Here is a 25,467-nt window from a genome sequence, read left to right as displayed (position 1 = left end):
CCATGATCGGTTTGATTAAGACCTGGAAGGAACTGCACGCCAAAGGGATCATGGGGATCAACCGGCGCAATGCAGACTACGTACTCAAGTACAACAAGCGCAGTCTGTACCCGATTGTCGATGACAAGATCATCACCAAGCTGCGCGCCATTGAAGCCGGCATCCATGTGCCGGAGATGTACGGCATCATCGAGACCGAGAAGCAGATCGAGAAACTCGACGAGATCATCGGTGACCGCAACGACTTCGTGATCAAGCCGGCACAGGGTGCCGGCGGTGACGGCATCATGGTGATTGCCGACCGCTTCGAGGGCAACTTCAAGACGGTCTCCGGCAAGATCGTCAGCCACGAAGACATCGAATATCTGCTTTCCAGCATCCTCACCGGCCTCTATTCGCTTGGCGGTCATCGCGACCGCGCCCTGATCGAGTACCGGGTTTCACCGGACCAGATCTTCAAGAGCATCAGTTACGAAGGTGTGCCGGACATCCGCATCATCGTGCTCAAAGGCTACCCGGTGATGGCCATGCTGCGCCTGCCGACCCGCCAGTCGGGCGGCAAGGCCAACCTGCACCAGGGTGCGATTGGCGTCGGTGTCGATCTGGCTACCGGTATCACGCTCAAGGGTACCTGGCTGAACAACAAGATCAGCAAGCATCCGGATACCACCAACGCAGTCGACGGCGTGCAACTGCCGGACTGGGACGGTTTCATGAAGCTGGCTGCCGGTTGTTACGAGCTGTGCGGACTGGGCTATATCGGCGTGGACATGGTGCTTGACCAGGACAAGGGGCCACTGATCCTCGAACTCAACGCACGCCCCGGCCTGAACATCCAGATCGCCAATGACTGCGGATTGTTCCACCGCTGCCATGCGGTCGAGGACCGGCTGGCCGAGCTGGAAAAAGATGACATCATCGAGTCCCCGGAAGAGCGCGTGAAGTTTGCCCAGAAACAGTTTGGCCACGTACCGAAGAAGACCGACTAAGCAGACACCTTGCAAACCCGGCCCACTGGCCGGGTTTTGTTTCAGCTGCTGCCGACAATCGTGCCCTGCCCCTTGCTGACCGCCGCTCATGCCGATCTGCTCAATCCATCCCCTGCCTTACTCTGCTGATCCTGCAGCGTTTTTTGCACGGGTTCGCCATGCGCCGGGCGCCGTGCTGCTGGATGCCGGCAGGCCAATGGCCGCACGCGGACGTTACGACATCATCAGCGCCTGGCCGGAGCAGGAACTGCAAGCGACCGCCAGCGAAACGGCCGGGGACTACCTGCAGCGCCTGCGCCAGCAACTGGCGGCCCTGGGTGAAGCCAGCCTGCCCGATGGCCTCGAGCTGCCGTTTGCCGGCGGCCTGATGGGCTACCTGTCCTACGACTTCGGCCGCCGCCTGGAGCAGATCGCCGAAACGGCTGTCGATGATCTCGGGCTGCCCGATGCGCGCTTCGGGCTGTATGCCTGGGCGCTGATCAGTGACCATCAGACACAGACCAGCCAGCTGCTGTTTCATCCGGCCCTGCCTGACGCTCGCCGTGTCTGGCTGACAGCCCTGTTCGGCACTAACGAGTCCGGGATTCCTGAGAGTTTTCACCTTACCAGTAACTTCCAGGCCAACCTGAGTCAGCAGGACTATGCGCAGGCGTTCGACAAGATCAGCCGATACATCACGGCTGGCGATTGCTATCAGGTGAACTTCACCCAGCGCTTTCAGGCCACTTGCAGCGGTGACCCGTTGTCAGCCTACCGTGCCTTGCGCCGTGCCTGCCCTACCCCGTTTGCCGCCTACCTTGGCCTGCCCGGCGGTGGTGCCATTCTGAGCCTGTCTCCCGAGCGCTTTCTCAAGGTCAGCCAGCGTCAGGTCGAGACACGCCCGATCAAGGGCACCCGCTCCCGCGGCGCATCCGCCAGCGAGGATCAGCGGCTGGCCGAGGAACTGCTCAACAGCCCGAAAGAGCGCGCCGAGAACCTGATGATTGTCGATCTGCTGCGCAATGATCTGGGGCGCAGCTGTGCCACCGGCTCGGTCAGGGTGCCGCAGCTGTTTGCCCTGGAAAGCTACCCCAACGTGCATCACCTGGTCAGCAGCGTGACCGGCCAGCTGGCGGCCGACAAGGATCCGCTGGACCTGCTGGCCGGCTGCTTTCCCGGCGGCTCGATCACCGGCGCACCGAAAATCCGCGCCATGCAGGTGATCGAGGAACTGGAGCCGACGCGCCGCTCGATCTACTGCGGCTCGATTGTCTATCTGGACGTGCGCGGCGAAATGGACAGCTCGATCGCCATCCGCAGTCTGCTGATCAAGGACGGCACCGTCAGCTGCTGGGGTGGTGGCGGCATCGTCGCCGACTCCAGCTGGCAGGCCGAGTACCGCGAGTCGATCACCAAGGTCAAGGTGCTGCTCGATACGCTGGAAGCACTTTGAGCAAAGCGCTTAGGGTGGGCTTCAGCCCACCGGGGCATGTACGCCGGCCTGCGGTGGGCTGAAGCCCACCCTTACGAAACACATAACGGCTTCATAGCCATAAAAAAGCCCCGTTACGCCATTCGGCATAACGGGGCTTTTTCTTGTCGCGATTACAGGCTGAGTTCGCGGTTCGAGGCCTTGATGAACTCGCGCTTGAGATCCTCGAAGCTGTGCACGGCAGGAAATTGCGGGAACTCGCGGATCACGTTTTCCGGGGCGTGGAACAGGATGCCGGCATGGGCTTCGCCGAGCATGGTGGTGTCGTTGTACGAGTCACCGGCGGCAATCACGCGGTAGTACAGGCTCTTCAGCGCCACCACCGATTGACGCTTGGGGTCTTTCTGGCGCAGCTGGTAGCTCACCACACGGTCGTTTTCATCGGTAATCAAGCGATGGCAAAGCAGCGTAGGGAAACCCAGCTGGCGCATCAGCGGCTGGGAGAACTCGTAGAAGGTGTCCGAGAGGATGATCACCTGGAAGCGCTCGCGCAGCCAGTTGACGAACTCGGCAGCGCCTTCCAGCGGCTGCAGCGTGGCAATTACCGACTGGATATCCGACAGCTTCAGGCCATTCTCGTCGAGGATGCGCAGACGCTGCTTCATCAGCACGTCGTAGTCGGGAATATCCCGGGTGGTCGCCTTGAGCGATTCGATGCCGGTTTTTTCAGCAAAAGCGATCCAGATTTCCGGAACCAGCACCCCTTCCAGGTCAAGACAGGCGATTTCCACGAGAGCTTCCTCGGTTGTTTGAATGAAGGCGGCACTCTAGCGGCTTGCCCCCAGCGGTGCAATCGGCGCGCTTATATCTCGATGACAGGGCGTCAAAACCCATGGTTCTTTAGCGCCAGCGCGTTGATTTGCTACCATCGCCGTCCATTTGACGCCCTGCGTCCCTGTACCGGGAAAACCTGCCTGATGAATCAACCGTTCGATGTCACTGCCCTGGCCGCCAGTTACGCCAACAAATCCGCGCAAGACATTCTCAAACTGGCTTTCGAGCACTTCGGCGATGACCTGTGGATTTCCTTCAGCGGCGCCGAAGACGTGGTGCTGGTGGATATGGCCTGGAAGCTGAACAAGCAGGTCAAGGTATTCAGTCTGGATACCGGCCGCCTGCATCCGGAAACCTACCGCTTCATCGAGCAGGTGCGCACGCATTACGGCATTGCCATCGAACTGCTCTCCCCGGATCCTGCCGAACTGGAGCCGCTGGTCAGGGACAAAGGCCTGTTCAGCTTCTATCAGGACGGCCACGGCGAGTGCTGCGGGATTCGCAAGATCGCGCCGCTCAAGCGCAAGCTGGCCAGCGTCAAGGCCTGGGCCAGCGGCCAGCGCCGTGACCAGAGCCCGGGCACGCGCAGTGAAGTCGCCGTGCTGGAACTGGACAGCGCCTTTTCCACACCCCAGCAGCCGCTGTACAAGTTCAACCCGCTGGCGCAGATGAGCAGCGAAGAGATCTGGGCCTATATCCGCATGCTGGAGTTGCCCTACAACAGCCTGCATGAACGCGGCTTTATCAGCATCGGTTGCGAGCCCTGCACGCGCCCGGTACTGCCCAACCAGCACGAGCGCGAAGGCCGCTGGTGGTGGGAAGAAGCCACGCAGAAAGAATGCGGGCTGCACGCCGGCAACCTGATTGCCAAGAGCTGATTTTGCTGGACGGCTAAATGCTCTTGTAGGAGCGGGCTTGCCCGCGAAAAGACTTTCGCGGGCAAGCCCGCTCCTACAGCTGCCAGGTCCTAGTACGTAGGCAGCACCGTGTCCTTGAACAACTCGTCGATCTCCGACTTGTTGTGACATTGCATGGCTTTGCCGAGCATCTCGCGGTCCAGATGCGGTGCGAACTTGCCGATGAAGTCGCACATGTAGCCGCGCAGGAAGGTGCCGCGGCGGAAGCCGATCTTGGTCACGCTGGATTCGAACAGGCCGCTGGCATCCAGTGCCACCAGATCGCTGTCCAGGGTTTCATCCACCGCCATGCGCGCCACGATGCCCACGCCCAGGCCAAGCCGCACATAGGTCTTGATCACGTCGGCATCTGCTGCCGTGAACACCACCTTGGGCGTCAGGCCGCGATGGCTGAAGGCTTCGTCGAGTTTGGAACGGCCGGTAAAACCGAACACGTAAGTGACTATCGGGTATTCCGCCAGCGCCTCCAGCGTGAGCTTGGGCAGCTTGCTCAGCGGATGCCCCTTGGGCACCACCACGCAACGATTCCAGCGATAGCAAGGCATCATGATCAGGTCGCTGAACAGCTCCAGCGCTTCGGTGGCGATGGCAAAATCCACGCTGCCGTCAGCGGCCATTTCGGCAATCTGCATCGGCGTGCCCTGATGCATGTGCAGCGAGACATCCGGGTACTGCTTGATGAAGTTGCTGATCACCCCGGGCAAGGCATAACGGGCCTGCGTGTGGGTGGTGGCGATGGTCAGCGTGCCCTTCTTCTCGTTGGAGAACTCCTGGGCAATCTGCTTGATGCTGTCGACCTTGCGCAGGATTTCACCGGCAGTCTCGATGATCTGCTCGCCGGCCGGGGTGATGCGTGTCAGGTGCTTGCCGCTGCGGGAGAACACTTCAACGCCGAGCTCGTCTTCGAGCAGGCGAATCTGTTTGCTGATGCCCGGTTGCGAGGTGTAGAGGCTTTGTGCCGTGGCTGAAACATTCAAATCATGGTGCGCCACCTCCCAGATGTAGCGCAGTTGCTGAAGCTTCATAGAATCCCCTCACAGTGAATAGCCACGGCATCTGGTGGCGGCGTGGTTTTATAACCAGATGTATGGTTCCGCAAGTTCAATCTAGTCGTTTTATCGCGTTTTGCCCGTTTATTGATCAATTATCCTGGGCACCACGGTGCGGCAGCATCGGGATCAGGTGCACCGGCACCTCGGACAACTGGATCAGTCGCGCGGCGGTTCGCCCCAACGGGGATTTGAGCGAAGTACCGTGACTGTGGCTGCCGATCACCAGCAGATCGACGCGCAGGCGCCAGCTTTCATCCAGCACCACCTGGGGCGGATCGCCCTGCACCACATTCACCGAGCGGATCAGCTTCAGATCGTTATGGGAGTCGCCCAGATCATCGCGAAAACCTTCATAGACACGCTGCTTGATGCTCTCCATGACGGTTACCAGGCCCTTTTCATGCAGTTGCTGCAGGGCCTCGTCATCCAGATAGCTGTGCATGACCGACTCGGCAAACAGCCCGAAAGGCTCTACCGCATGAACCACATGCAGCCTGGCATCGAAGGCCCGGGTCAGCGCCAGCGCATGCTGCAGCACATAGGATGAATACAGCCCCAGATCGGTGGCATACAGGATCGAACGGATCACGCAACTTCCTCACTCGCCACAACGGCACAAGCACTGAGCTTAGAAGCTGTTAAACCGATCAGCGAGATGCCCGGGGAAAATTCGCGGCATTCAAGCAGCCGGTTCATTACTCACACCATGGGGCACATGCCCGGTGGCCACCACCTCGCGGGTTTTCTCGCAATGGCCGGCCTGGTCATCGAAGAACACATCGGCGGCAAAGGCTTCAAGAAATGCCGACTTGTCCAGCCCGCCGAGAAACAGCGACTCATCCAGACGAATGTTCCACTCGCGCAAGGTACGGATGACCCGCTCGTGGGCCGGTGCCGAACGGGCGGTAACCAGCGCCGTGCGAATCGGGCACTGCTCTTCCGGAAACTCGCGCTGCAACAGGTTGAGTGCCGCCAGAAACGGCTTGAACGGCCCGCCGCCCAGGGGCTGCCGCGCCGCTTCGCGCTCGTGGGCCTGAAAGGCTTCCAGCCCGCCGCTCTGGAAGACCCGCTCGGAATCGTCGGAAAACAGCACCGCATCCCCATCGAAGGCGATACGCAACTCGTTGCTGTCCGCCCGGCGCTGGCCACCGGAAAGGATCGTCGCCGCCGCAAAACCGGCATCCAGCGCGCTGCGCACGTCTTCGGCGTGGGTAGACAGAAACAGGTGACAGCCGAACGCAGACAGATAGGGATAGGGGCTGCGGCCACCGACAAAGGCAGCGCGCGAGATCGGCAGGCCGTAGTGCTGTATCGAGTTGAACACGCGCAAGCCGGTGTCGGCACTGTTGCGCGACACCAGAATTACCTCGACCCGCTGCTGACCAAGCGCGCCGTTCAGCGACAGGAGCTTTTCCACCAGCGGATAGGCATCACCCTGGGCGAGAATCTCTTCTTCATGTTCGATCTGGTACTGGCGATAGGCTTCCACGCCTTCACTTTCATACACCCGGTGGCTCTCGCTCAGATCCAGCAAGGCTCTGGAGGAAATCGCCAGTACCAGTTTGTTGCCCAGATGATTGCCCATCAGGCGCTCCTTTGCGCGTTGCGCTGCTGCAGAAAACCCAGCGCCTGCAACAGCATCTGCATACGCGGCACCGCACAGCCGGCGGCCTGTGCGGCCGCTATCGGCGCAGCATAGATGGCTTGCAGCTCCATCGGGCGCTGGCCGGCGAAGTCGTGATACATGCTCGGCAGGTAATCGGGCATACGGTCGGTGATTTTCAGCAAGCGCTCCTCATACGCATCGGGTAGCGCATAACCGCAAGCGGCGGCAGCCGCTATCACTTCCAGCATCAGCTCGCGGATCAGGGCACGTGCGTCCTGGCTGGCCATCAGCGCACTGGTGTCGGCGTTGAGCAGCACGGAAAGGCCGTTATACGGCACATTCCACACCAGCTTCTGCCAGCGCGCCTGCGACAGGTTGTCCAGCGCCGCGGACTCCAGCCCCGTACGGCGGAACAATTCAGCGCCCTCCCCGGCAATGGCTTGTTGCGCAGCCGTCTCCTGCGCCGGGCCGGAGTGATAACCCAGGTTGATCATGCCCTGCGACTGGTGCACCACCTTCCCCGGCGCCGCGCGGTGCACACAGGTAACGCAGAGGCCGCCGAGCAAATGCAGTGAATCATCCAGCAACGGCCGCAATTCGTCTTCCACACCCAGCCCGTTCTGCAGCAACACCACCCGCGCACCCGGTGCCGCAGCCTGATTGATCAACGGCGCCAGCGCGGCATTGCTTGAGGTTTTGGCACCCACCAGCAGCCAGTCGCAGGGCGGCATTTCAGCCACCGACTGATAGGCCTGCACCGGCTGCAGATCCAGCTGCCCGAACACAGCACTGTCGACATGCAGCCCCTGCGCCCTGACCGCCGCATATTCGCTGCGCAGCAGGAAATGCACATCCAGCCCGGCCCTGGCCAGCATCACCCCGTAAAAGCCGCCGATGGCGCCTGTGCCAATGATGCCGATACGCGGCGCTGCACCTGAACTGCTGGTCATGCAAGATTCCTGTCGTTTGCGTCAAAAAACACCGGCCAGAACGGCCGGCAAACAGATTAACAGCCTAACCTGTGCTGCTGCAGTTTGCAGCCAACGGCACGCTATCTGTACCCGGCGCACCCCGGGCGTACCTGCACAGCAAGCTTGAACTCGTCAGCCGGCAAGAATACTGTATATATACACAGCATTCGAGTTCAACCTTCATGAGCAACGCCACCCTGCTGGGCGCCATCGAGCCTTCCAGCGCATTACTGCCCCTGTTCGACGCCAAGGTACCGGCCGGCTTTCCCAGCCCGGCGCTGGACCACATGGAGCAGATGCTCTCGCTCGACGAGCTGCTCGACATCCAGGCCCCACACACCTACATCGTGCGCGTCAGCGGCGAGAGCATGCAGGAGGCCGGGATTTTTGACGAGGACCTGCTGATCGTCAGCCGTGCCCTGACTGCCCGCCATGGCGACGTGGTCGTGGCCAGCATCAACGGCGAAGTATTCGTCAAACGCCTGTGCCACGAGAACGGCCAGATCATCCTGCGTGCAGAAAACCCGCGCTATGCGCCGCGCTACATCCTCGAGGGCGATGAACTGCTGGTCTGGGGCGTGGTCACCCACAGCCTGCACGGGCACCGCCAGCATGCCTGAACCGGCCTTCGCCCTGATCGACTGCAACAGCTTCTACGCCAGTTGCGAGCGCGTGTTCCGCCCCGACCTGCTGCGCACGCCCATCGTCGTGCTGAGCAATAACGACGGCTGCGTGATCGCCCGCTCGGCCGAAGCCAAACCGCTGGTAAAAATGGGCGCGCTGTTTCATGAAATCCGCCATGACCTGAAACGTCAGGGCATCGTCGTGTTCAGCAGCAACTATGCGCTGTACGGCGACATGAGCGAACGGGTCATGCGCATCCTCGAAGGCCGCTTCCCGGTTGTCGAGGTCTACAGCATCGACGAAGCCTTTGCCGACGTCAGCGGCCTGCCGGAACCGCTCGAAGCGCTGGGGCGCTCGGTACGTGCCGAAGTGCTGCAGAAAACCGGCATCCCGGTCGGCATCGGCATCGCCCCCACCAAGACCCTGGCCAAGCTGGCCAATCACGCGGCCAAGCGCTGGCAGAAACAGACCGGCGGCGTGGTCGACCTGCGCGACCCGCTGCGCCGCGACAAGCTGCTCAAAGCCATGCCGGTGGAAGAAGTCTGGGGCATCGGCCGGCGCCTGAAGGATCAGCTGCAGGCCATGCAGATCAACACCGCCCGGGACCTCGCCCGGGCCGATGCCGCCACACTGCGCCAGCGCTTCAGCGTGACCCTCGAAAAAACCGTGCGTGAGCTCAACGGCACCTCCTGCCTGGCACTGGAAGACTGCACCCCGCCGCGGCAGGAAATCTGCTGCAGCCGCTCCTTCGGCAAGCGCCTGCGCGAGCTGCCGCCGATCCAGGAAGCGGTTGCCAGCTTCGCCACCCGTGCCGCGGAAAAGCTGCGCCAGCAACACTCGGTGTGCCGGCAAATCCGCGTCAGCCTGCGCACCGGCATGTTCAACCCGGAGGAAGCGCGCTACGCCAACGGCGCCCTGTGCCAGCTGCCCTACCCCACGGACGACACTCGCCTGATCAGCCAGGCCGCCCAGCAATGCCTGACCAGCCTCTACCGTCCCGGCTTCGCCTACGCCAAGGCCCAGGTGCTGCTGCTCGGCCTGTGCCAGCGCGACGAATACACCACCGACCTGTTCGCCCCCGAGCAACCCGCACGGGTCGACCGGCTGATGGGCGTGCTGGACCAGATCAATGGCAAATGGGGCCGCGGCACCCTGCACCCCGCCAGACTCCAGCCCGCCCCCGAATGGCGCATGCGCCAGCAATTGCTGAGCCCGGCGTTTACCACACAGTTCAACGGGCTTTGGCAGATAGCCGCAACCTAGCCGGGCGTGTCGGGGCCGGACATAGACCAGCAAGGCCGGAAACGGCCCCCTCAACCTGCCCGTCATGCCTGACGAGCACTTACCATGCAGGGATTAGCCTGCACCTACGAATGCAGGCAGAATCCGTCACAACACAGGAGCGCCCGTCAATGCCCGCCGACATGCATTACTACGAACCCGCCCACGGTCACGGCCTGCCCCATGACCCGTTCAACGCCATCATCGGCCCGCGCCCGATTGGCTGGATTGGCTCGCAGGATGCGCAGGGCCGGCTGAATCTGGCGCCCTACAGCTTCTTCAATGCGTTCAATTACGTGCCGCCAATCATTGGCTTCTCCAGCGTCGGCCGCAAGGACAGCCTGAACAACATTGAACAGACCGGCGAGTTCAGCTGGAACCTGGTGACCCGCACCCTGGCCGCAGCCATGAACCAGAGCAGCGCCGCAGTAGCTCCGGAGGTAGATGAATTCCAACTCAGCGGCCTGACCCCCGCAGCCTCCCGGCAGATCGCCGTGCCACGGGTACTGGAAAGCCCGGTGTCGTTTGAATGCAAGCTCACGCAGATCATCCAGCTGCAAGCTGCCGACCAGTCACTGATCCCCAGCTGGCTGATCCTCGGTGAAGTGGTAGCCGTCCACATCGCCCGCACGCTACTGAAAGACGGCATCTACGACACCGCCGCCGCAGAACCGGTATTGCGCGGAGGCGGTGCGGCGGATTACTTCCGGATTGATGCGGGAGGGTTGTTCAGGATGTATAGGCCGTAGGTGATTTAAGCCTTAACTGGCTTCGGCACCCTGTTTTGCTCGCCTGGCAATTCCCGGCCGTGTGTCAAGTCCTCGAATACCTGACATCATGCGGGAGCGGGTTGGCCTGCCGATGATGTCGGTCATGCTTCAAAAAGAAATGAATAGCGATCAGGCAAGTCGCACCAGAGACCGGGGCGGGAAAGTGCAGATATATCAGTAAGTTTCACGTAATGCCCGCGCAGTCCGTGCTTGATGACAGGCGCTGGCAATCTCACACCATTACCCAGCTCGAACAACCAGTAGAACTCCTCAGGGTTGCTGACTGGTCCGGCAGACCCGGTTACCTCCGCAGGTAGCGCACCTCGCCTCTTCAAAGACACCGACTTAACCGGATAGGAAAAGCATATTTCACGGTCTGTTGATCCGGGTCTGGCGACTGCAAATGCACAGTGGCTGACCTCAACCCTCGTTTTATTCGTGGACAATGCAAGATGTTGCGATGAGGCCATCAGGCAGGCAGGACGTAGTGATCGGGGCTAGTATCGCAATTCCTATATTGTTCATTATTTATCGGCTTCTGCGAAAACACATCAGGATCTCCCGATGCTCACGCAGCTTTGATAAGCATGTCGATAAGTTAGCTAGGGGCATCCTGGCTGAGCCGGCTCACCCCTGAGTCACGGGGGAGCCGTACCGGTAGAGTTCATCAGGCGTGATGTCTAGCAATGTGCAAAATTTACACATTGCTATCGTGCTCAGTTTGAAATGCGTTTCTCGAGATACTTTGCACTCCCCCACTGAGTAGTTTCGTGCGGTTAGTGCCGCTTCAAAAACTGGCGTTCGGTTATCACTGCTTAAATTTGCGCGAGCTATCTAGTTGCAATAGTTGCGCGATACTGCCATTGTAATGACAATTGTCATTACCTGAGGGCCGCTGTGATGGCTTCTATTAATATACGCATCGACGATGACCTAAAAGCTCGCGCTTACAGCGAGCTTGATCGTCTGGGTGTCACACCCTCTGAGCTCATGCGCCAAGCTTTGCAGTATGTGGCTGAGCGTGGACAGTTGCCTTTCCGCCCTGTCTTGATGACAGAAGAAGATGAGGCATTGATCGCTACCGTTCGCGAGCGACTGTCGTCCCCTCAGCGCGTGAAGGTTGCGCTGGATGACTTATAGCCTCGAATTCGATGCGCGGGCACTGAAGGAATGGCACAAGCTGGGCGACACCGTTCGCCAGCAGCTCAAGAAAAAACTTGCTGCGATATTGCTCAACCCTCGCATCGAGGCTAATCGCCTGCACACGCTACCCGACTGCTACAAGATTAAGCTGCGCAGCAGTGGCTATCGATTGGTTTATCAGGTGCTCGACGACGAAGTCGTAGTGTTTGTCGTCGCGGTTGATCGACGTGAGCGTGAACAGGTCTATCGCAAGGCTGACGATCGTCTGAAATAGCCGCCTAGTCGCAGACCTTTTACTTCTGTGGAACAGAGAGTGGCTTCAATGTGATGAGTGATGCTGATTTGCTTGGACATTTGCGGGCCGAGAATGCGCGCTTGATCGCGCTATTGGAGTCGCATGGTGTTGAGTGGCGCTTGCCTGACTCAACGCCGCAAGTTGAATCGGCAAGCTCATCTCCTCTTATAGGTTCGAGTCTCGACACAACAGGCAAACTGGCGCTGTTCAGGAGATTGTTCCGAGGCCGAGAAGATGTGTTTCCCGCTAGGTGGGAAAATAAGACCGGTAAGTCAGGCTATTCGCCAGCTTGTGCCAATGAATGGCGTGCGGGTGTGTGTGAGAAACCCCGCATCAAGTGCGGGGAGTGTTCACACCGAAAATTTTTGCCGCTGACCGAGCAGGTGCTCTACAAGCACTTAGCCGGAGAGACGGTAATCGGCGTTTACCCTTTGCTGGTGGATAACACCTGCTATTTCTTGGCGGTGGATTTTGACGAGGCCGACTGGCGCGAGGACGTAACGGCTTTCGTCCAGTCATGCCGTGAGCTAGACGTGCCTGTAGCGATAGAAATCTCCCGCTCAGGCAATGGGGCGCATGCTTGGATTTTCTTTGATCGCAACGTCCCAGCGTATGAAGCTCGATTGCTCGGCTCCGCGATCATCAGCCATACCTGCGAGCGCACGAGGCAGCTGAAGCTGGAGTCATATGACCGGCTTTTCCCAAACCAGGACAACATGCCGAAAGGTGGCTTTGGCAACTTGATTGCTCTGCCCCTGCAAAAACGGGCCCGCGCGCACAACGGCAGTGTTTTTGTTGATGAGACGCTGACACCCTATTCCGATCAGTGGGCATTTTTGGCCAGCATTAAGCCGATGTCCGGACAGGACATTGCGCCGACGACATTGCGTGCTAGCGGGGGCCGGGATCCTTTGGATGTCACCGCAATAGCGGATGAAGATGAGCTGAAGCCATGGCATCGAACACCGGCAAAGACGCAAAAGTTGGTGTGCGTGCTACCTGAATCAGTGAATGTGACTTTGGCTAACCAGATCTATTTCAATAAATCTGAATTACCCCAGCCATTAGTCAACAAACTCATCCGGTTGGCTGCTTTTCAGAACCCTGAGTTTTATAAAGCACAGGCTATGCGCATGTCCGTGTGGAATACGCCGAGAATCATCGGTTGTGCCGAAAACTTTCCGCAGCATATTGGCTTACCTCGTGGCTGCCTGGATGACGTTCAAACGCTGCTGCAAGAAAACGCGATTAAGTTGGTGTTGCACGATGAGCGTTTTGCAGGAGAGCCCATCGATGTTCGTTTTGCGGGCAAGTTACGTCCAGATCAAGAGGCTGCGCTCGTAGGCATGCTAGAGCACGACACAGGGATCCTCTGTGCACCTACCGCTTTTGGCAAAACCGTAACGGCGGCTGCTCTGATTGCCCGGCGAAGTGTAAACACACTGATATTGGTTCACCGCACAGAGCTACTTCAGCAATGGAGGGAGCGTTTGCAGGCTTTTCTGGAGGTGGATAGGTCGACGTTCGGGAGCATAGGCGGCGGTAAGTCCAAGCCAACAGGAATAATCGATGTGGCAGTTATGCAGTCATTGTCGCGGCAGGGCGAAGTCAGTGAGCAGGTGCAAAAGTACGGGCAAATCATCGTGGATGAATGCCATCACCTGTCGGCCATTTCCTTCGAGGCTCTGCTCAAGGCTGCTGGTGCTAAATATGTGCTGGGTCTGACCGCTACACCAATACGTCGAGATGGCCAGCAACCGATTATTTTCATGCAGTGTGGGCCTATTCGATATACAGCGGCTCGGCCCGAAAGTGCTCCAGCGGATCTGGTTGTGATGCCGCAGTGGCTGTCTCGACAGATAGTCATGCCTGAAGGCTCAGGTATTCAAGATGTCTTCTTACAGGTTTGCAGTGATACGGAACGAACGGCCAAAATTATTGCTGAAGTAAAAGAAGCCTCAACTCAGGGTAGAAAGATCCTAGTGCTGACTGATCGAACAGATCACCTCCACGCCATTGAGGAGCAACTGGTAGGGCGGGTCGAGAATCTATGCATCTTGCATGGGCGGCTGTCCAAGAAACAGCGCGCTGCACAAATTGGAGCGTTGTCAGAACTACCACCTGATGCACCAAGGGTGATTCTTGCAACAGGGAAACTGGTCGGCGAGGGTTTCGATCACCCGGCACTGGATACCTTGGTTCTGGCCATGCCCGTTTCCTGGAAGGGTACTTTGCAGCAGTATGCGGGGCGCTTGCATAGGGAGCACGTGAGCAAGGCCGATGTGCGCATCCTCGATTTCATCGATACAGGGCATCCTGCTTTGCTCCGGATGTGGAGCAAGCGACAAGCTGGTTACAAGGCTATGGGCTATCGAGTCGCTGATTCTTCCAGTTCAATGGAGCTACTGGCACAGGGCTAAAAGGCCTCAGTTATGAACCAAATGCTCCACTCGTCGTAGCCCTTGCCGAGCTATTTCAAGCTGGGCGAAATCGCAGTAATCTGATGTTCGTTGACAATGTGTCAACGCAGCCACAGCGTGAGGGGTGTTCTCGGGGCTCGGTGGCAAAGGTGAAATGTAGTGCCGTGAGCCGCTCGTTTCAGGGGCGTGCGGGAAATGACATTAATAGCGGTGATTTCGCCGGAAAATGACACTTATTGCTGTTCAATCATGACAATAAGTGCGCCAATCTATAGCGTAACTCATTGATTTTTATAGAGTTCGGAATGTGTCGCAAGAATGAGTACACCCCGGATCTGTTCGCCCCTGAACAGCCAGTGAAAACCGAGCGACTGATGAGCACCCTGGACGCGATCAACAACCGCTGGGGTCGAGGTACGCTGCAGCCAGGGCGCATCGCCAAACCAGTCGAGTGGGCTATGCGAAGAGAATTGCTCTCCCCTGCATACACCACCCGCTGGTCTGAATTAATGGTGGCCAAGGCGCAATAATGCCCCCCCCCACCACCTCAGATTTGCTTAAACACTCACTCCCTTTCGCGCTCTTCAATTTTCGACTGGATCCAAGCAATCACCTCGCCCTCAATCCAACCAACACTTCGCGCGGTCAGGGGTACAGGCCGCGGAAATTCACCTGAGCCAATTAGTTTGTAGATCGTTGACCTGGCAAGTCCCGTGGCCAAGACGACAGAATTCAAGCGTAATACTTTCATGACAAGCCACACTCCGTTTGATTCGCTTCAGAGTTGGCTTTGACTGAGCGTCTGCAAATGAGGCACAAACCATGCTCATGTGAAGGTTCTATCTCAACGGGCGAAAAACCCGATCGTCCGCCCTTCAAGCTTCGAGTGCAGGCGCACGCCGACCATCCTGGGCCGGGTACCTCATTACCTTGCGCCTACGTGGCCGGCTCAACTGAACTCTTCATTCGGATGAACCAAAGTCGCCGATATTCAGGCTCTAGCAAAGGTCTCGCCACAGCTCATCCGACTCAACAACGGCGATGAATCGGTCGACTTTGAACCCCCCAGGAAACAATGAATCACGACTTTCCTCGTCAAGCTGATCTATTGGCCTAAGGAGCTGCCTCTCATCACGCAGAATGACTTCAAGAGCTTCACGAGACACAACCCTGAAACCATCAACTAACTGCCCATCGAGCTCAATAGAGGTATCGACGATCCAGGCGCGCAAAGCTGCCCCCGGCTCATGACCGTTATAGCCCAGCCTGGCGCGCAGCTCTTGATCGGCCATCAGCGCACTAAGCACCGCTACCTGCTTGCGGCGTAACTGCCAGGCAGCCTTGCGCAACGTGTTGGTGAGATGCACCCAGACCTCATGCCTGGTCGAGCGGATATACCCCGACTTGACTTCCAAGAGCAGCACTACGCCATCAAGGTGACAGATCAGATCCACCTCGCCGGCATCATCAGCGTCTGTCACAGCCGGCCGATACCCCACCTCAACGGCAAAGCCTCGTTGCCGGAGACTCTCGGCCAACGCCAGCTCCACTCGTTGCGTTTCTGCCTGCGCATCCGCTCTGCGGGCGTTAACGCGCCGCAGGTTATTGATGGCTGCCGTCAGGTTGTTTTGCTGCGCACCAACCCAAGGGAACTGAAAGCTATAGCGTCCGATTTTGTAAAAGGGCTGCTCGTACAGGCGCGGCGCAGGCATACGGGGTTGCTGCTTCAATTGCTGGGATAGCGCTTTGAAGTCGCTTGTCCAAAACGTAAGGATGGCCTTGGCTGAATCTGCGCTGCCTTTCGGGTGTTCGTCGCAAACAGTCCAGCTTGTGATCTTGCGGATCTTTTCTTGCTCTTCGGACCAGGTAATGGGGAACCGGTTTTCACCGGAAAGCATGCCGTTCATGGCTAAGCGCCCTAGTGCCTGTGTAAGCACGCCCGACTCGCGCAAGTGACTCTGGAATGGCTGGATAAACTCTTTCTGAAAGAAAACCGAGGTCAGCTCGCTTGCCAGCAGCAAGTGATGTAGCTGCACCTGGGAACCATCTTTGAGCGAGACGCGATCTTCCAAACCGTAAATCTGCTGCAACTGCAGCTGGCTGCGAACCGCCTTGATAAAGGCCAGCTGGTTTAGCTCATGATTCTCAGGTGAGCCGATGATTTGTTCAGCCATACCGGAGAGGGCGAATTCGTGCACCGCACGATTCATCCAGTAGTGCCAAAGCAGATCACTCTTGCGCCCGGTTCGTTGCCAGCGCTCTGTTCCCGTCTTCGACTGGTTGTAGATAACCGACTCGCCCGGTTTTAGCTGATAACGGCATTCGGGATCGAAGCAGAACCAGTCGATGGAGCCTTCGTAGTCGATCCGCTCTTGAGTGGCGTCAATCAGTAGGGCCAAAGATTCGAGATTTTGACGACATCTCACCCCGTCAGAATTGCTGGATCCGGGAAAGATAATCGGTGACAGGTGCCGTTTCAGCGATTGCCCAAGCCGTGACTCGCTAAGGCGGAAATCCTCTTCCGAGCAAACGCGAAGCTTGTTCAAAATAATGCGGTTGTAGACCTTCCACTGCTGACCGGAAGGATCATCGGAACCGTCTTCGGTAAATGCCTGGTAGGCCAGAACACTGAGGTAGGAAAACAGCTCCAGCAGCGACAAGTGCTTTAGCTGTTTTTCGGCGTGAGCAATCAGCTCATCAAAGGGCTTGAGCTGATCAAGCAATCGATCACAAACACCGAAGAATACTTGCCAGTCATCCCCTGGGAGCGCCGCACGCAGGGCAAGCAAAAGCGGCGACTCGATACGCTCAAACAGCTTCGAGTAGCGAATCGCCCATCTGAGGGTTTCCGGGTTATGGCTGGCAAGGTGCAACAGCAGATCGATGCTGACTGCATTATCGAAATGCAGCACCCTGCTGAGTGCCAGGCTAGCGAGTTCGGATTGAGCAACCGCACCCGCATCAAACCAAAACAATGCCGCTGCCAGGCCTTGCGCACGCTCAAAAGCTGACTGGTTCTTACCCGCCGGGCGCTGGTCGAGGAAATGATGCAGGCTTTCATCAAGGGCACGGCCCTTGCTGATCTCTGGCTGATTCCGTTCGTATACCGACTGATAGTGCCGTCGGCAGCGCTCTCCATTTTCCGTCATCCCGCAGCGCTCTCGTCAGCATTTGATTCCTGGCCGGAGCCTAAACCATCAACAGAAGTTCAGGGAGGAAACTCGGAAAAATCTATGCAGACCGGCGGAACCGACCCAGAGTACCTTTACGCAGACAGCGCGCCCCTGCAGGCTTCACGCGCAGGTGCTGATCGTCCTTGACCAAATACTTCATCGCCTTGTGGACATGGGGCCGCTTCGACTGATCCTCCCGCTGGATCAGGCCGATGCCGCACTCGTCACCATACCGTTCCTTGTCATGGTTGCAGCTATGGGCATATCCCTGACCACGCGTGACCTCCCCCCATAGCTCGCTGATCTCAATCGCCTTCCAGACATCACGGCAGACCTGGTTGCCATTGAAGTAGTAGGCCGCGTGGATGTGGTAGCCACTCCCGTCATTGCGATCTCCTTGCTCGACTGAATAGGTGTAGCCAATCAGGTGCTCGAAAGTCCGGTGACGCTCGTGCTCATAGATCAGATCGTCTAGGTGATCGAATACCTGCTCGACTCGTAACCTGACCTGAGCTTCAGGGCGGTAGTACAGGTCCAGTCTGACGATCGTAGTGCGTGAGTAAAGGCTCCTCAATGCATCCGAGTAGGCTGTGATCTCCTTCGACTGCTTGCGTGCCTCATAGGCTCGATCCCCAGCTTTGCGCTGATACCACCGCTGACGAGTCAACTGACGGATCCGATCGGTAAGAACGTTCATGCTCTGTTCATGACTGAGCCAGTAGGTGCCCGTCTCACTCAAGCAGACAGGACCATTGGGTGAACGCTGAAGGCCGATGTCGTCACAGGCTTCCCGGAACGCTAACAGGTGCTCGCTGTAGTCGTATGGCACTCGATCATCGAAAAGGTTGTGCATCTGCTGGACGTGGATGAAGTATCGGGACAGTCTGGTCTGCTCGACACGCTCATAGCCTGACCGTTTGTGCGTGATCCGGAATACGGGTGTATCGCTGTGCTCGATAGCCTGGACGAGTGATTCGATCTGCAGGGCTATGTCGGACTGGGAGAGGTGGGTGTTGTGCTTGCGGTTGTTCATGGCTGAGTACCTAGTTGGTTGATGGTGCATACCAGGTACGTGATCTGTTTCTTTTTACTGGTCCTCTTTCCCTCTCGTGGTAGTCAGTGGTGATGGTTGCTATTGGATAGGTAGATTAGATAGTTAATAGCTATATCAATAGATGCAGCCCAGCAGAATGCTGGCACTCACGATCAGATCGGGCGATCGGGGGCAACATTGCCCAGCCTGCCGAGAGATTTTCCGTACTGAGCTTTGGGAGAGTTAGCTGAGTGGCGCTCCGGCTTAGCAGAGCCTCAAGATGGCCGAAACGGTGACGAGGCCAATCTGGAGAAATCAGATTAGGGCTAACGGTGACCCAACGGTGACCAAAACGCAGATTTCTGGGCGGGGAGAGAAACCATCAGGCATAAAAAAATCCAGTCACCGTTAAGTGACTGGATTTTCTAGGGTTATTTGGTCGGGACGGAGTGATTCGAACACTCGACCCCTTGCACCCCATACCCGTAACTTGACCTCCAAAGCCATCTAGAAAAATCCACTAAAACGCCTGCAAGCCCCGTAAATACTGGCTTTATCTGTTTTGCCTTGTCTGCTGACTTCCGCTAATATCCACTCTTAGCTAGTCTCAATCTACTACCAATCTACTACCAGAGAGGCGAAAGGCATGGCAAACATCACTGACAAGGAAATGAAAGCCAAGCCCGGAGCAGCACACAAATGGTTGAGAGAAACGGCCATATGGGGGCACGGCACCCTTGTTGCCAGGATCACACCAACCGGAGGGCGGCTGTTCTATTTCGAGTATGTAAACGAGTCTGGCAAGCGTTACGCACTGCCCATTGGAACCTATGGTTCCGCTGATGATGACGGCACCATGACCCTGTCAGATGCAAGACAGCGAGCAATGGAGCTGGCAAGCATTCACAAGTCCGGAATAAAGAATGTTCGCGAACATCTGGAAGCCATCGAAGCCGACCGCATAGCAGCGCGTGAAGCCGAGCAGGCACGACTAGCCGCAGACAAGGCCGAAGCCGAAGCCGAACAGCGCCGCCAAGAAGCGCGTAAGAGCGTGACGCAACTATTCGAGCATTGGGCAAAGGTAGACCTAGCCAAGCACAAGGACGGTGGCGCTGCTGTTCGCCGTATGTTTGAAAGGAACGTGCTACCCATCATCGGCAATCTGGCCGTGGCTGACGTTAAGAAAGGCCATATCACCGAAGTGACCGACGCCCTGCTATCGCGTGGCGTTAATCGCACAGCCAAGCAGGTATTTAGTCTAGTGCGGCAAATGTTCCGCTTTGCTGTCGACCGTGACCTGATCGACGCCGACCCAAGCGCCAGCATTCGCAAAGCCAAGATTGGCGGCAAGGACGTAGAGCGCGACCGCGTGTTGTCCGAGGCTGAAATCCGCCAGTTGTTTAAGCAAATGCCAGATGCCCGGCTGCTGATTACCACCGAAGCCGCCGCATGGTTGGCACTGTCGACCTGCTGCCGTATTGGCGAACTAATGGCCGCACGCTGGGAGCATGTAGACCTTGAGCAAGGCACTTGGCTGATACCAGCCGAGCACAGCAAGAACGGCAAGCCGCACACCGTCACCCTGTCGACATTCGCCGCCGCTCAATTCAAGCGCGTGGAAGCTATCACCGGGAAGTCGACGTGGTGCTATCCGAACACGGACAACACCGGGCCGGTATGCCCCAAGACCGTGACCAAACAGTTAGGCGACCGCCAGCGCCAGCCAAGCAAGGGCACCATGAGCCGCCGCAGCGCACACGCTCAAGCACTGCTGCTGCCGGGGGGCAAATGGACACCGCACGACTTGCGCCGCACTGGGGCCACCATGATGACCGCGCTAGGCGTCCTGCCCGAAGTAGCCGAACGGTGCTTAAATCACACCGAAGAAAACAGAATCAAGCGAACCTATCAGCGGCACAGCTACGCCGCAGAAATGGCCGAGGCATGGCAGCGGCTAGGCACCCGCCTGGAGATACTGACCAACCCCGAAGCCGCAAACGTGGTGAGCATTAAACGCGCCTGACTAACAACGCAGCAGCACCAAGACTCGGCACAAGCCGAAGGTGCCGAGCCACTGCGCAAACAGTGACCCGGCTATCACACGGAGATCGAAAGGAGATCACCATGCAACAGAGCAATTCTAACAGTAGCACCGCAACCGCCAAGACAGACCCCAGCATCCACCAGCGTTTCTTTACGACACCGGAAGACGTTTTGACAGTGCCGGAGAACATGCCAGCGGGCTACCCCGTGGACGCTATCAGCTGCGCCATTGCAAGAGCTGATGCAATGCTTCTACTGATCGAAGGCCAGTTCGACGCCGATGATGGGCGACTGGCTGACCATGTCATTGCAAACGCACTATGGGCGGTTAGAGGTGAGCTTGCAGTAATTGGCAAACTGGTAGACCACGGGCATAACACAGAGCAAGAAACAGCAGGTAAGACCGCCGCGCAACACATCTAGCCGCTTTGGCTGGTCTAGGGTAGCTCCCGAAAAGCAGGCACCCACCTGCCCGGCCAGCCGATCTACTCAATGGGTACGCCGTGGGAGGCGAGAGGATGGAACCGCGCGGAATAATTATCAGGATCAAGGAAGGCCACGAAATAATACTGGGCTTACCGTTCACGCTTGCAAGTCGTATTTGTAATGATGACGAACAGAGACTGCAACGGCCATTCGACGCTATCGAAGTGAGCGTTATCGAAAAAGGCTTTCAGTTCGTGCTAGCAATCGATGACGGACAACCATCACCAAAAATAATCTACGCGCCGGATCACTTCGATCATTTTATTGCCGACACATGCGAACTAGAAGGCACAACACGAGCCGCCATATACGGACTAAATAGCAGTGACGCCGCTACGCTTCTACGCGCCTTTAGCGACTGGCTAAACCACAAGCAAGCCGAAGAGTTTGAGCGTGAAATTAAAGCCGGAAATTTAACCTTTGATGAGGCGCGTAAAATTCGGAAAGAAGTTTTCGACGTGCCCAGCTTCAAAGACTTTTTTGCACACAGTTTTAAAACCGACACCATGCCTAAAGGGAAGCCAGGCAAGCGGACAGTACATCGCCAGAATGTCATCGAGCTTTACGCCTTGGCATGCCGCATCTATGTAGAGAACCCCGGCATACGGTGGTCCAGCTATTACAAAAAGGGGACAGCGTGTCACGAAGCGGTCAAGCTCCGGCCTGACCTTGTGCCGCGCAATTGGGGTGGGGACGATATATCAAAAGGCGATCGGTTGAGACGCGAGGCAGAAAGAACCCTGGACAAAGGGCCACATTCACAACTGACCTACCGCAAAAGCCGGGGGCGGATATCGTAGGCATATAGGCGGATTTTTCCCCTCCGCCACCCGCAGAAAATCTAGCCGTAAATCCACAACGCGCCACTGAGCGCAAAGGAGATATGGCAATGACCGCAACCACCCCACCCCGCCACATCATGCGCCTGCCGGAAGTTAAGCACCGTTCCGGCTTTGGCCGCGCCCACATCTACAACCTGATGAAAGAAGGCAAGTTCCCGAAGGCCAGGCACATCGGTTCGCGTGCTGTCGGCTGGGATAGCCAAGAAATCGAACAGTGGGTTGCTGATCGTCTGGAGGGCCGGACATGAAAAAGGCCACCCATTCCGAAGAACAAAGCAGCCAGTCGCACGGCAACAATACCACCGACACCAGCAACCCGCCTAGCAAGATTGCGCGGGTTCTAGGGCACCTGCTAAACGGCAAAACACTAAACCGATTCGAGGCTGAGCGGATTGGCGACCACTGTCTAAACAGCACCATAAGCACGCTTGCGAATAGTTACGGCCTGACCTTTAGCCGAACCCCCGAGAAAGTGCCGAACCGCTGGGGCATACCTTGCGACGTTATCCGATACGGCCTGCCAGAGAGTGAGCGCCGCCGCGCTTACATCGTGCTGCTGATGCTGAACAAGCGCACAACACGCCGCAAGCAGGGAGCAACCACGAATGACTAAGCATATCTGCCCAGCCATCTACCAACACAAGAACACGCCGCCGCATATCGACGCTTATAGCCATTGCCTGCTGTTGGCAATTCAGTCCGACTTGATCCGCTTTCGCACTGGTGAGCAGGACAGCCAACGCGCCGTAGAGCTACGCAAAATCAATACCCGGCTTAGTTCTGCGCTCGCACGGTTTGAACCGCCAAAGGAGGTGCGCCCATGAGTTACCCCACGGATTTTGAACAGGCTATGGCAGCCCATTACGGACCGTGTGATTTTCCGATAGTGCCGGACGGGAAAATTCACCGCTTCCGTGTACCTGCTGACAAGCCGGGCAGTAGAAACGGCTGGTACGTTCTAAGGGAGTTCCGCAGCACTGGCATTGCCTACGCCACGTTTGGAAGCTGGAAGGATGGTGGCCTATACAACTGGAGCAGCCGAGAGCCACGCGACCATAGAGAGGCCGCCGCAGTTGCAGAAGGAAGGGAAACCGCCGCGCGACTGCTGAGGGCTGAGCAGATAAAGCGCAACATGGCCGCCGCCGATAGCGCGTTATCAACATGGCGCTTTGCCAGCGCCGCGCCTGCTGACCATCCATACCTGATAGCCAAAGGAGTGCAACCGCACAACCTGCGCTTGTCTGGCTTCGTTTATGAAGGCTTCGACCGCCGCGCATTGCTGGTGCCGCTGATACACAACGGCGAGCTGGTAAACCTTCAACGCATCTGGCCGAACGGGGATAAGCGATTCTTCAAGGGCGGCATGGTGAAGGGCTGTTACTCGCTAATCGGCACAGCTGAGCCAGGACAGCCGCTTTACACCTGCGAAGGCTGGGCAACCGGCGCGACTATCCACGAGGAAACCGGCCACGCCGTAGCCTGCGCTATGAATTGCGGCAACCTGCTGGAAGTGGGCAGGCAGCTAAGACGGGAGCACCCCGACGCCGTTTTGATAATTGCTGGAGATGATGACCGCCAGACCGAAGGCAACCCAGGCAAGACGGCTGCAATCAAGGCCGCTGCTGCGCTTGGTTGTGGGCTGGTGCTGCCACCCTTCCCGGATGACGCCCCGCTGAACCTGACCGACTTTAACGACCTGCGCCAGTGGAGGGCTAACCAATGACAGCCGCAACCGTAACCCCGCTGATACCAGAAGCAGAACACGCCGAAATCATCAGGCCAGCGTGGCGCGTCTATGACATCAAGACCACCATAGACCAGAAGCCATACCGCGCTGGCGTCTGGTATCACGGCCACAAGATCGACGATAAAACAGGCGCAGAAATTCCATATGACGAATGGCTTTGCTCGCCTTTGCATATCGACGCCGTGACCCGCAGCGAAGGACAGGACAGCGACTACGGGCGGCTGTTGCGCTTTCGTAATGCTGACAACCGCTGGCTTAAATGGGCTATGCCTAACGAACTGCTAGCCGGACGGCCTGACGCAATTCTGGCTGTGCTGCTGGGCATGGGGCTGGATGTTGACTACAAGCGCCGGAATCAAGTGTGCCAGTTCATCGCCTGCCAATACCCGAAGGATAGAGTTATAGCGGCCACGGCCACCGGCTGGCATACGCCCGAGCTGTTCATCATGCCAAGGCAGAACATCGGCAAGGGTGACGCCATGTTCCAAAGTGAAACCGCCAACCTGGATGACTACCGAAAAGGCGGCACGCTGGAAGGCTGGCAATCAACCATCGGTGCAAAGTGTGAAGGCAACCCGCTGTTGCTGTTGAGTGTTTGCGCTTCGCTGGCTGGTGCGCTGCTGTTCCACGTTCAAGGGCAAGGGGGAGGCTTTCACATTGTCGGAGATTCCAGCACCGGCAAGAGTTCCGCCATTCTGGCTGCCGCTTCTGTATGGGGCCACGGTGAAAACTACAAGCGCACATGGCGCGCCACTGGCAACGGGCTGGAAGGTATCGCAGCCCAACGCAATGACACATTGCTGGCGCTGGATGAAATCGGGGAAGCTGACCCGAGGGAGATTGGCGCTGTTGTTTACAGCTTGGCCAACGGCACCGGCAAGGCCAGAGCAAGCCGAACCGGAGCAGCAAGGCAGGCCAAACGCTGGCGCGTCATGGTGCTGTCATCTGGTGAGCTTGGGCTATCCGCTTGCATGAATGAAGGCGGCAAGCGTAGCCGAGCCGGACAGGAAATACGGCTGCTGGATATTCCAGTTCGCCGCACCTATGGCGCATGGGATAACTTGCACGGCATGGCGGGAGGCCGGGAGTTTTCAGACGCACTACAGCGCGCCAGCGTGACCGATTACGGCCATGCCGGGCCTGAATTTGTGCGCTTGCTGCTAACGTCTGGAGATGCTGACAAGCTGCCCGAATGGCTGGCGGCAATGGCTGCAAAGTTTCCCAGCACCAGCGGGCAGGAAGGCCGAGCCGCTGAACGCTTCGCCCTGGTGGCGCTGGCCGGAGAACTGGCGATTAAGTGGGGGCTGCTGTCATTACCAGTCGGAGCCGTCCGGGAAGCCATGATTGATTTGCTTAAAGGCTGGAGCGCCGCCCGTGGTGAAGGCCCGAGCGAGGACAGGCAGATTCTAAAAAGCATTGCTGACTTTATCGCCCGGCACAGTGACACCCGCTTTTCAGCCGCAGACGATCCGCACGGCGAAGCGCGCGACCGCGCCGGGTATTGGGAAACCCTACCGGCTGGCCGCCTGTATCTGTTCCACCGTACGGGGCTGGAGGAAGCCGCCAAAGGGTATGACCTGAGCCGGGTAGTGTTGGCGCTTGACTCAGTCGGAGCGATTGCCAAGCGTGAAGCAGGCAAACACCAGCACAAGAAATGCCTACCGGATGGCAGCAAGCCGCGCCTGTACTGGATAGACCCGGCAAGGCTGGAGCCTGAAACGTGATTGCATCTTGTATTTATGCAAGGGAACCGAGGGAACCAAGGGAACCGCCTAGTGCCACGGGCATTCCAGCGGTTCCCCCGGTCAAATTAGCAAAGGGAACCGAGGG

Annotated in this window: 26 protein-coding genes; 18 read left to right on the top strand and 8 right to left on the bottom strand. The window is 57.9% G+C overall.

What is annotated here, in order from left to right; translation table 11 throughout:
- Nucleotides 1-5: 5 nt before the first annotated feature.
- Both BLT89_RS07315 and pabB read left to right on the top strand, forming a co-directional pair.
- Nucleotides 6-989, top strand: coding sequence for an alpha-L-glutamate ligase-like protein (locus BLT89_RS07315; protein ID WP_172829158.1), 984 nt, complete (start codon nt 6-8; stop codon nt 987-989).
- Between the two features lie 88 nt (nt 990-1,077).
- Entirely contained in the window at nt 1,078-2,421 is a 1,344-nt protein-coding gene (pabB, locus tag BLT89_RS07310) for an aminodeoxychorismate synthase component I (protein WP_090193835.1), read from the top strand.
- Nucleotides 2,422-2,573: 152 nt separating this feature from the next.
- On the opposite strand, the gene thrH is transcribed toward pabB, so the two are convergent.
- Nucleotides 2,574-3,191, bottom strand: coding sequence for a bifunctional phosphoserine phosphatase/homoserine phosphotransferase ThrH (gene thrH, locus BLT89_RS07305; protein WP_090193833.1), 618 nt, complete (start codon nt 3,189-3,191; stop codon nt 2,574-2,576).
- A 186-nt stretch (nt 3,192-3,377) separates the two neighbouring features.
- Between thrH and BLT89_RS07300 the strand changes: the two genes are divergently transcribed.
- Nucleotides 3,378-4,112 carry a phosphoadenylyl-sulfate reductase gene (locus tag BLT89_RS07300; protein WP_090193832.1) on the top strand — a complete coding sequence of 245 codons (735 nt, stop codon included), beginning with the start codon at nt 3,378-3,380 and terminating at the stop codon, nt 4,110-4,112.
- A gap of 89 nt (nt 4,113-4,201) precedes the next feature.
- On the opposite strand, the gene cysB is transcribed toward BLT89_RS07300, so the two are convergent.
- The 4 genes from cysB to BLT89_RS07280 form a co-directional block, all read right to left on the bottom strand.
- Nucleotides 4,202-5,176, bottom strand: a complete 975-nt coding sequence (gene cysB / locus BLT89_RS07295; protein ID WP_090193830.1) for an HTH-type transcriptional regulator CysB — start codon at nt 5,174-5,176, stop codon at nt 4,202-4,204.
- Nucleotides 5,177-5,291: 115 nt separating this feature from the next.
- Nucleotides 5,292-5,792 carry a universal stress protein gene (locus BLT89_RS07290; protein WP_090193828.1) on the bottom strand — a complete coding sequence of 167 codons (501 nt, stop codon included), beginning with the start codon at nt 5,790-5,792 and terminating at the stop codon, nt 5,292-5,294.
- 90 nt (nt 5,793-5,882) lie between these two features.
- Complete coding sequence (locus BLT89_RS07285; RefSeq protein ID WP_090193827.1) at nt 5,883-6,788, bottom strand: 5'-nucleotidase; 906 nt, start codon at nt 6,786-6,788, stop codon at nt 5,883-5,885.
- Complete coding sequence (locus BLT89_RS07280) at nt 6,788-7,759, bottom strand: putative 2-dehydropantoate 2-reductase (RefSeq protein ID WP_090193825.1); 972 nt, start codon at nt 7,757-7,759, stop codon at nt 6,788-6,790. Before BLT89_RS07280 ends, BLT89_RS07285 begins: the two co-directional genes overlap by 1 nt.
- Before the next feature lie 203 nt (nt 7,760-7,962).
- On the opposite strand from BLT89_RS07280, the gene BLT89_RS07275 reads away from it, so the two are divergent.
- From BLT89_RS07275 to BLT89_RS07245, 7 genes are all read left to right on the top strand, one after another.
- Entirely contained in the window at nt 7,963-8,400 is a 438-nt protein-coding gene (locus BLT89_RS07275) for a LexA family protein (RefSeq protein ID WP_090198801.1), read from the top strand.
- Nucleotides 8,393-9,667, top strand: a complete 1,275-nt coding sequence (gene umuC, locus BLT89_RS07270; protein ID WP_090193823.1) for a translesion error-prone DNA polymerase V subunit UmuC — start codon at nt 8,393-8,395, stop codon at nt 9,665-9,667. The genes BLT89_RS07275 and umuC overlap by 8 nt, the downstream gene beginning before the upstream one ends.
- A 149-nt stretch (nt 9,668-9,816) precedes the next feature.
- The gene (locus BLT89_RS07265) at nt 9,817-10,434 is read left to right on the top strand and encodes a flavin reductase family protein (protein WP_090193822.1); all 618 of its coding nucleotides are present in this window, start codon (nt 9,817-9,819) and stop codon (nt 10,432-10,434) included.
- Between the two features lie 921 nt (nt 10,435-11,355).
- Nucleotides 11,356-11,595 (top strand): type II toxin-antitoxin system RelB/DinJ family antitoxin, encoded by a 240-nt coding sequence (locus BLT89_RS07260; RefSeq protein WP_090193820.1) that lies wholly within the window; start codon nt 11,356-11,358, stop codon nt 11,593-11,595.
- A complete protein-coding gene (locus BLT89_RS07255; protein WP_090193818.1) occupies nt 11,585-11,872 on the top strand; it encodes a type II toxin-antitoxin system RelE family toxin in 288 nt (95 codons plus the stop codon). The genes BLT89_RS07260 and BLT89_RS07255 overlap by 11 nt, the downstream gene beginning before the upstream one ends.
- A 53-nt stretch (nt 11,873-11,925) precedes the next feature.
- Entirely contained in the window at nt 11,926-14,313 is a 2,388-nt protein-coding gene (locus BLT89_RS07250; protein WP_090193816.1) for a TOTE conflict system archaeo-eukaryotic primase domain-containing protein, read from the top strand.
- A 305-nt stretch (nt 14,314-14,618) separates the two neighbouring features.
- Entirely contained in the window at nt 14,619-14,843 is a 225-nt protein-coding gene (locus tag BLT89_RS07245; RefSeq protein WP_090193814.1) for a DUF4113 domain-containing protein, read from the top strand.
- Nucleotides 14,844-14,878: 35 nt separating this feature from the next.
- Here the strand turns inward: BLT89_RS07245 and BLT89_RS07240 are convergent, their stop codons facing one another.
- The 3 genes from BLT89_RS07240 to BLT89_RS07230 all read right to left on the bottom strand — a co-directional run bounded on the left by BLT89_RS07240 (nt 14,879) and on the right by BLT89_RS07230 (nt 18,519).
- Nucleotides 14,879-15,064: a helix-turn-helix transcriptional regulator gene (locus BLT89_RS07240; RefSeq protein ID WP_076583476.1), complete on the bottom strand. Its 186-nt coding sequence runs from the start codon at nt 15,062-15,064 to the stop codon at nt 14,879-14,881.
- A gap of 247 nt (nt 15,065-15,311) precedes the next feature.
- A complete protein-coding gene (locus BLT89_RS07235) occupies nt 15,312-17,462 on the bottom strand; it encodes an NERD domain-containing protein (protein WP_231975071.1) in 2,151 nt (716 codons plus the stop codon).
- 82 nt (nt 17,463-17,544) lie between these two features.
- A complete protein-coding gene (locus BLT89_RS07230; protein ID WP_090193813.1) occupies nt 17,545-18,519 on the bottom strand; it encodes an inovirus-type Gp2 protein in 975 nt (324 codons plus the stop codon).
- A 646-nt stretch (nt 18,520-19,165) separates the two neighbouring features.
- On the opposite strand from BLT89_RS07230, the gene BLT89_RS07225 reads away from it, so the two are divergent.
- The 8 genes from BLT89_RS07225 (at nt 19,166) to BLT89_RS07190 (ending at nt 25,361) form a co-directional block, all read left to right on the top strand.
- A complete protein-coding gene (locus tag BLT89_RS07225) occupies nt 19,166-20,542 on the top strand; it encodes a site-specific integrase (RefSeq protein WP_090193811.1) in 1,377 nt (458 codons plus the stop codon).
- A 101-nt stretch (nt 20,543-20,643) separates the two neighbouring features.
- On the top strand, nt 20,644-20,985 hold the full coding sequence (locus BLT89_RS07220; RefSeq protein WP_231975070.1) for a hypothetical protein: 342 nt from the start codon (nt 20,644-20,646) through the stop codon (nt 20,983-20,985).
- Between the two features lie 95 nt (nt 20,986-21,080).
- On the top strand, nt 21,081-21,848 hold the full coding sequence (locus tag BLT89_RS07215; RefSeq protein WP_090193809.1) for a hypothetical protein: 768 nt from the start codon (nt 21,081-21,083) through the stop codon (nt 21,846-21,848).
- Between the two features lie 83 nt (nt 21,849-21,931).
- Nucleotides 21,932-22,138 (top strand): AlpA family transcriptional regulator, encoded by a 207-nt coding sequence (locus BLT89_RS07210; protein ID WP_090193808.1) that lies wholly within the window; start codon nt 21,932-21,934, stop codon nt 22,136-22,138.
- Nucleotides 22,135-22,503, top strand: a complete 369-nt coding sequence (locus tag BLT89_RS07205; RefSeq protein ID WP_090193806.1) for a hypothetical protein — start codon at nt 22,135-22,137, stop codon at nt 22,501-22,503. The genes BLT89_RS07210 and BLT89_RS07205 overlap by 4 nt, the downstream gene beginning before the upstream one ends.
- Nucleotides 22,496-22,714, top strand: coding sequence for a hypothetical protein (locus BLT89_RS07200; protein WP_090193804.1), 219 nt, complete (start codon nt 22,496-22,498; stop codon nt 22,712-22,714). The genes BLT89_RS07205 and BLT89_RS07200 overlap by 8 nt, the downstream gene beginning before the upstream one ends.
- Complete coding sequence (locus BLT89_RS07195; protein WP_090193803.1) at nt 22,711-23,613, top strand: toprim domain-containing protein; 903 nt, start codon at nt 22,711-22,713, stop codon at nt 23,611-23,613. Before BLT89_RS07200 ends, BLT89_RS07195 begins: the two co-directional genes overlap by 4 nt.
- Nucleotides 23,610-25,361, top strand: coding sequence for a DUF927 domain-containing protein (locus BLT89_RS07190; protein ID WP_090193801.1), 1,752 nt, complete (start codon nt 23,610-23,612; stop codon nt 25,359-25,361). The genes BLT89_RS07195 and BLT89_RS07190 overlap by 4 nt, the downstream gene beginning before the upstream one ends.
- The last annotated feature ends 106 nt before the right edge of the window (nt 25,362-25,467 follow it).

This window comes from Pseudomonas pohangensis, from assembly GCF_900105995.1.
Classification (GTDB): Bacteria; Pseudomonadota; Gammaproteobacteria; order Pseudomonadales; family Pseudomonadaceae; genus Aquipseudomonas; species Aquipseudomonas pohangensis.
Note: the sequence above shows the minus strand (reverse complement) of the source record. Positions and strands in the feature narration are given on the sequence as shown.

Coding starts and splice junctions, on each gene's coding strand:
- pabB (WP_090193835.1), top strand. CDS start 1,078: ATGCCGATCTGCTCAATCCATCCCCTGCCTTACTCTGCTGATCCTGCA.
- BLT89_RS07300 (WP_090193832.1), top strand. CDS start 3,378: ATGAATCAACCGTTCGATGTCACTGCCCTGGCCGCCAGTTACGCCAAC.
- cysB (WP_090193830.1), bottom strand. CDS start 5,176: ATGAAGCTTCAGCAACTGCGCTACATCTGGGAGGTGGCGCACCATGAT.
- BLT89_RS07285 (WP_090193827.1), bottom strand. CDS start 6,788: ATGGGCAATCATCTGGGCAACAAACTGGTACTGGCGATTTCCTCCAGA.
- BLT89_RS07280 (WP_090193825.1), bottom strand. CDS start 7,759: ATGACCAGCAGTTCAGGTGCAGCGCCGCGTATCGGCATCATTGGCACA.
- BLT89_RS07275 (WP_090198801.1), top strand. CDS start 7,963: ATGAGCAACGCCACCCTGCTGGGCGCCATCGAGCCTTCCAGCGCATTA.
- umuC (WP_090193823.1), top strand. CDS start 8,393: ATGCCTGAACCGGCCTTCGCCCTGATCGACTGCAACAGCTTCTACGCC.
- BLT89_RS07265 (WP_090193822.1), top strand. CDS start 9,817: ATGCCCGCCGACATGCATTACTACGAACCCGCCCACGGTCACGGCCTG.
- BLT89_RS07260 (WP_090193820.1), top strand. CDS start 11,356: ATGGCTTCTATTAATATACGCATCGACGATGACCTAAAAGCTCGCGCT.
- BLT89_RS07255 (WP_090193818.1), top strand. CDS start 11,585: ATGACTTATAGCCTCGAATTCGATGCGCGGGCACTGAAGGAATGGCAC.
- BLT89_RS07250 (WP_090193816.1), top strand. CDS start 11,926: ATGAGTGATGCTGATTTGCTTGGACATTTGCGGGCCGAGAATGCGCGC.
- BLT89_RS07245 (WP_090193814.1), top strand. CDS start 14,619: ATGTGTCGCAAGAATGAGTACACCCCGGATCTGTTCGCCCCTGAACAG.
- BLT89_RS07240 (WP_076583476.1), bottom strand. CDS start 15,064: ATGAAAGTATTACGCTTGAATTCTGTCGTCTTGGCCACGGGACTTGCC.
- BLT89_RS07235 (WP_231975071.1), bottom strand. CDS start 17,462: ATGACGGAAAATGGAGAGCGCTGCCGACGGCACTATCAGTCGGTATAC.
- BLT89_RS07230 (WP_090193813.1), bottom strand. CDS start 18,519: ATGAACAACCGCAAGCACAACACCCACCTCTCCCAGTCCGACATAGCC.
- BLT89_RS07225 (WP_090193811.1), top strand. CDS start 19,166: ATGGCAAACATCACTGACAAGGAAATGAAAGCCAAGCCCGGAGCAGCA.
- BLT89_RS07220 (WP_231975070.1), top strand. CDS start 20,644: ATGCAACAGAGCAATTCTAACAGTAGCACCGCAACCGCCAAGACAGAC.
- BLT89_RS07215 (WP_090193809.1), top strand. CDS start 21,081: ATGGAACCGCGCGGAATAATTATCAGGATCAAGGAAGGCCACGAAATA.
- BLT89_RS07210 (WP_090193808.1), top strand. CDS start 21,932: ATGGCAATGACCGCAACCACCCCACCCCGCCACATCATGCGCCTGCCG.
- BLT89_RS07205 (WP_090193806.1), top strand. CDS start 22,135: ATGAAAAAGGCCACCCATTCCGAAGAACAAAGCAGCCAGTCGCACGGC.
- BLT89_RS07200 (WP_090193804.1), top strand. CDS start 22,496: ATGACTAAGCATATCTGCCCAGCCATCTACCAACACAAGAACACGCCG.
- BLT89_RS07195 (WP_090193803.1), top strand. CDS start 22,711: ATGAGTTACCCCACGGATTTTGAACAGGCTATGGCAGCCCATTACGGA.
- BLT89_RS07190 (WP_090193801.1), top strand. CDS start 23,610: ATGACAGCCGCAACCGTAACCCCGCTGATACCAGAAGCAGAACACGCC.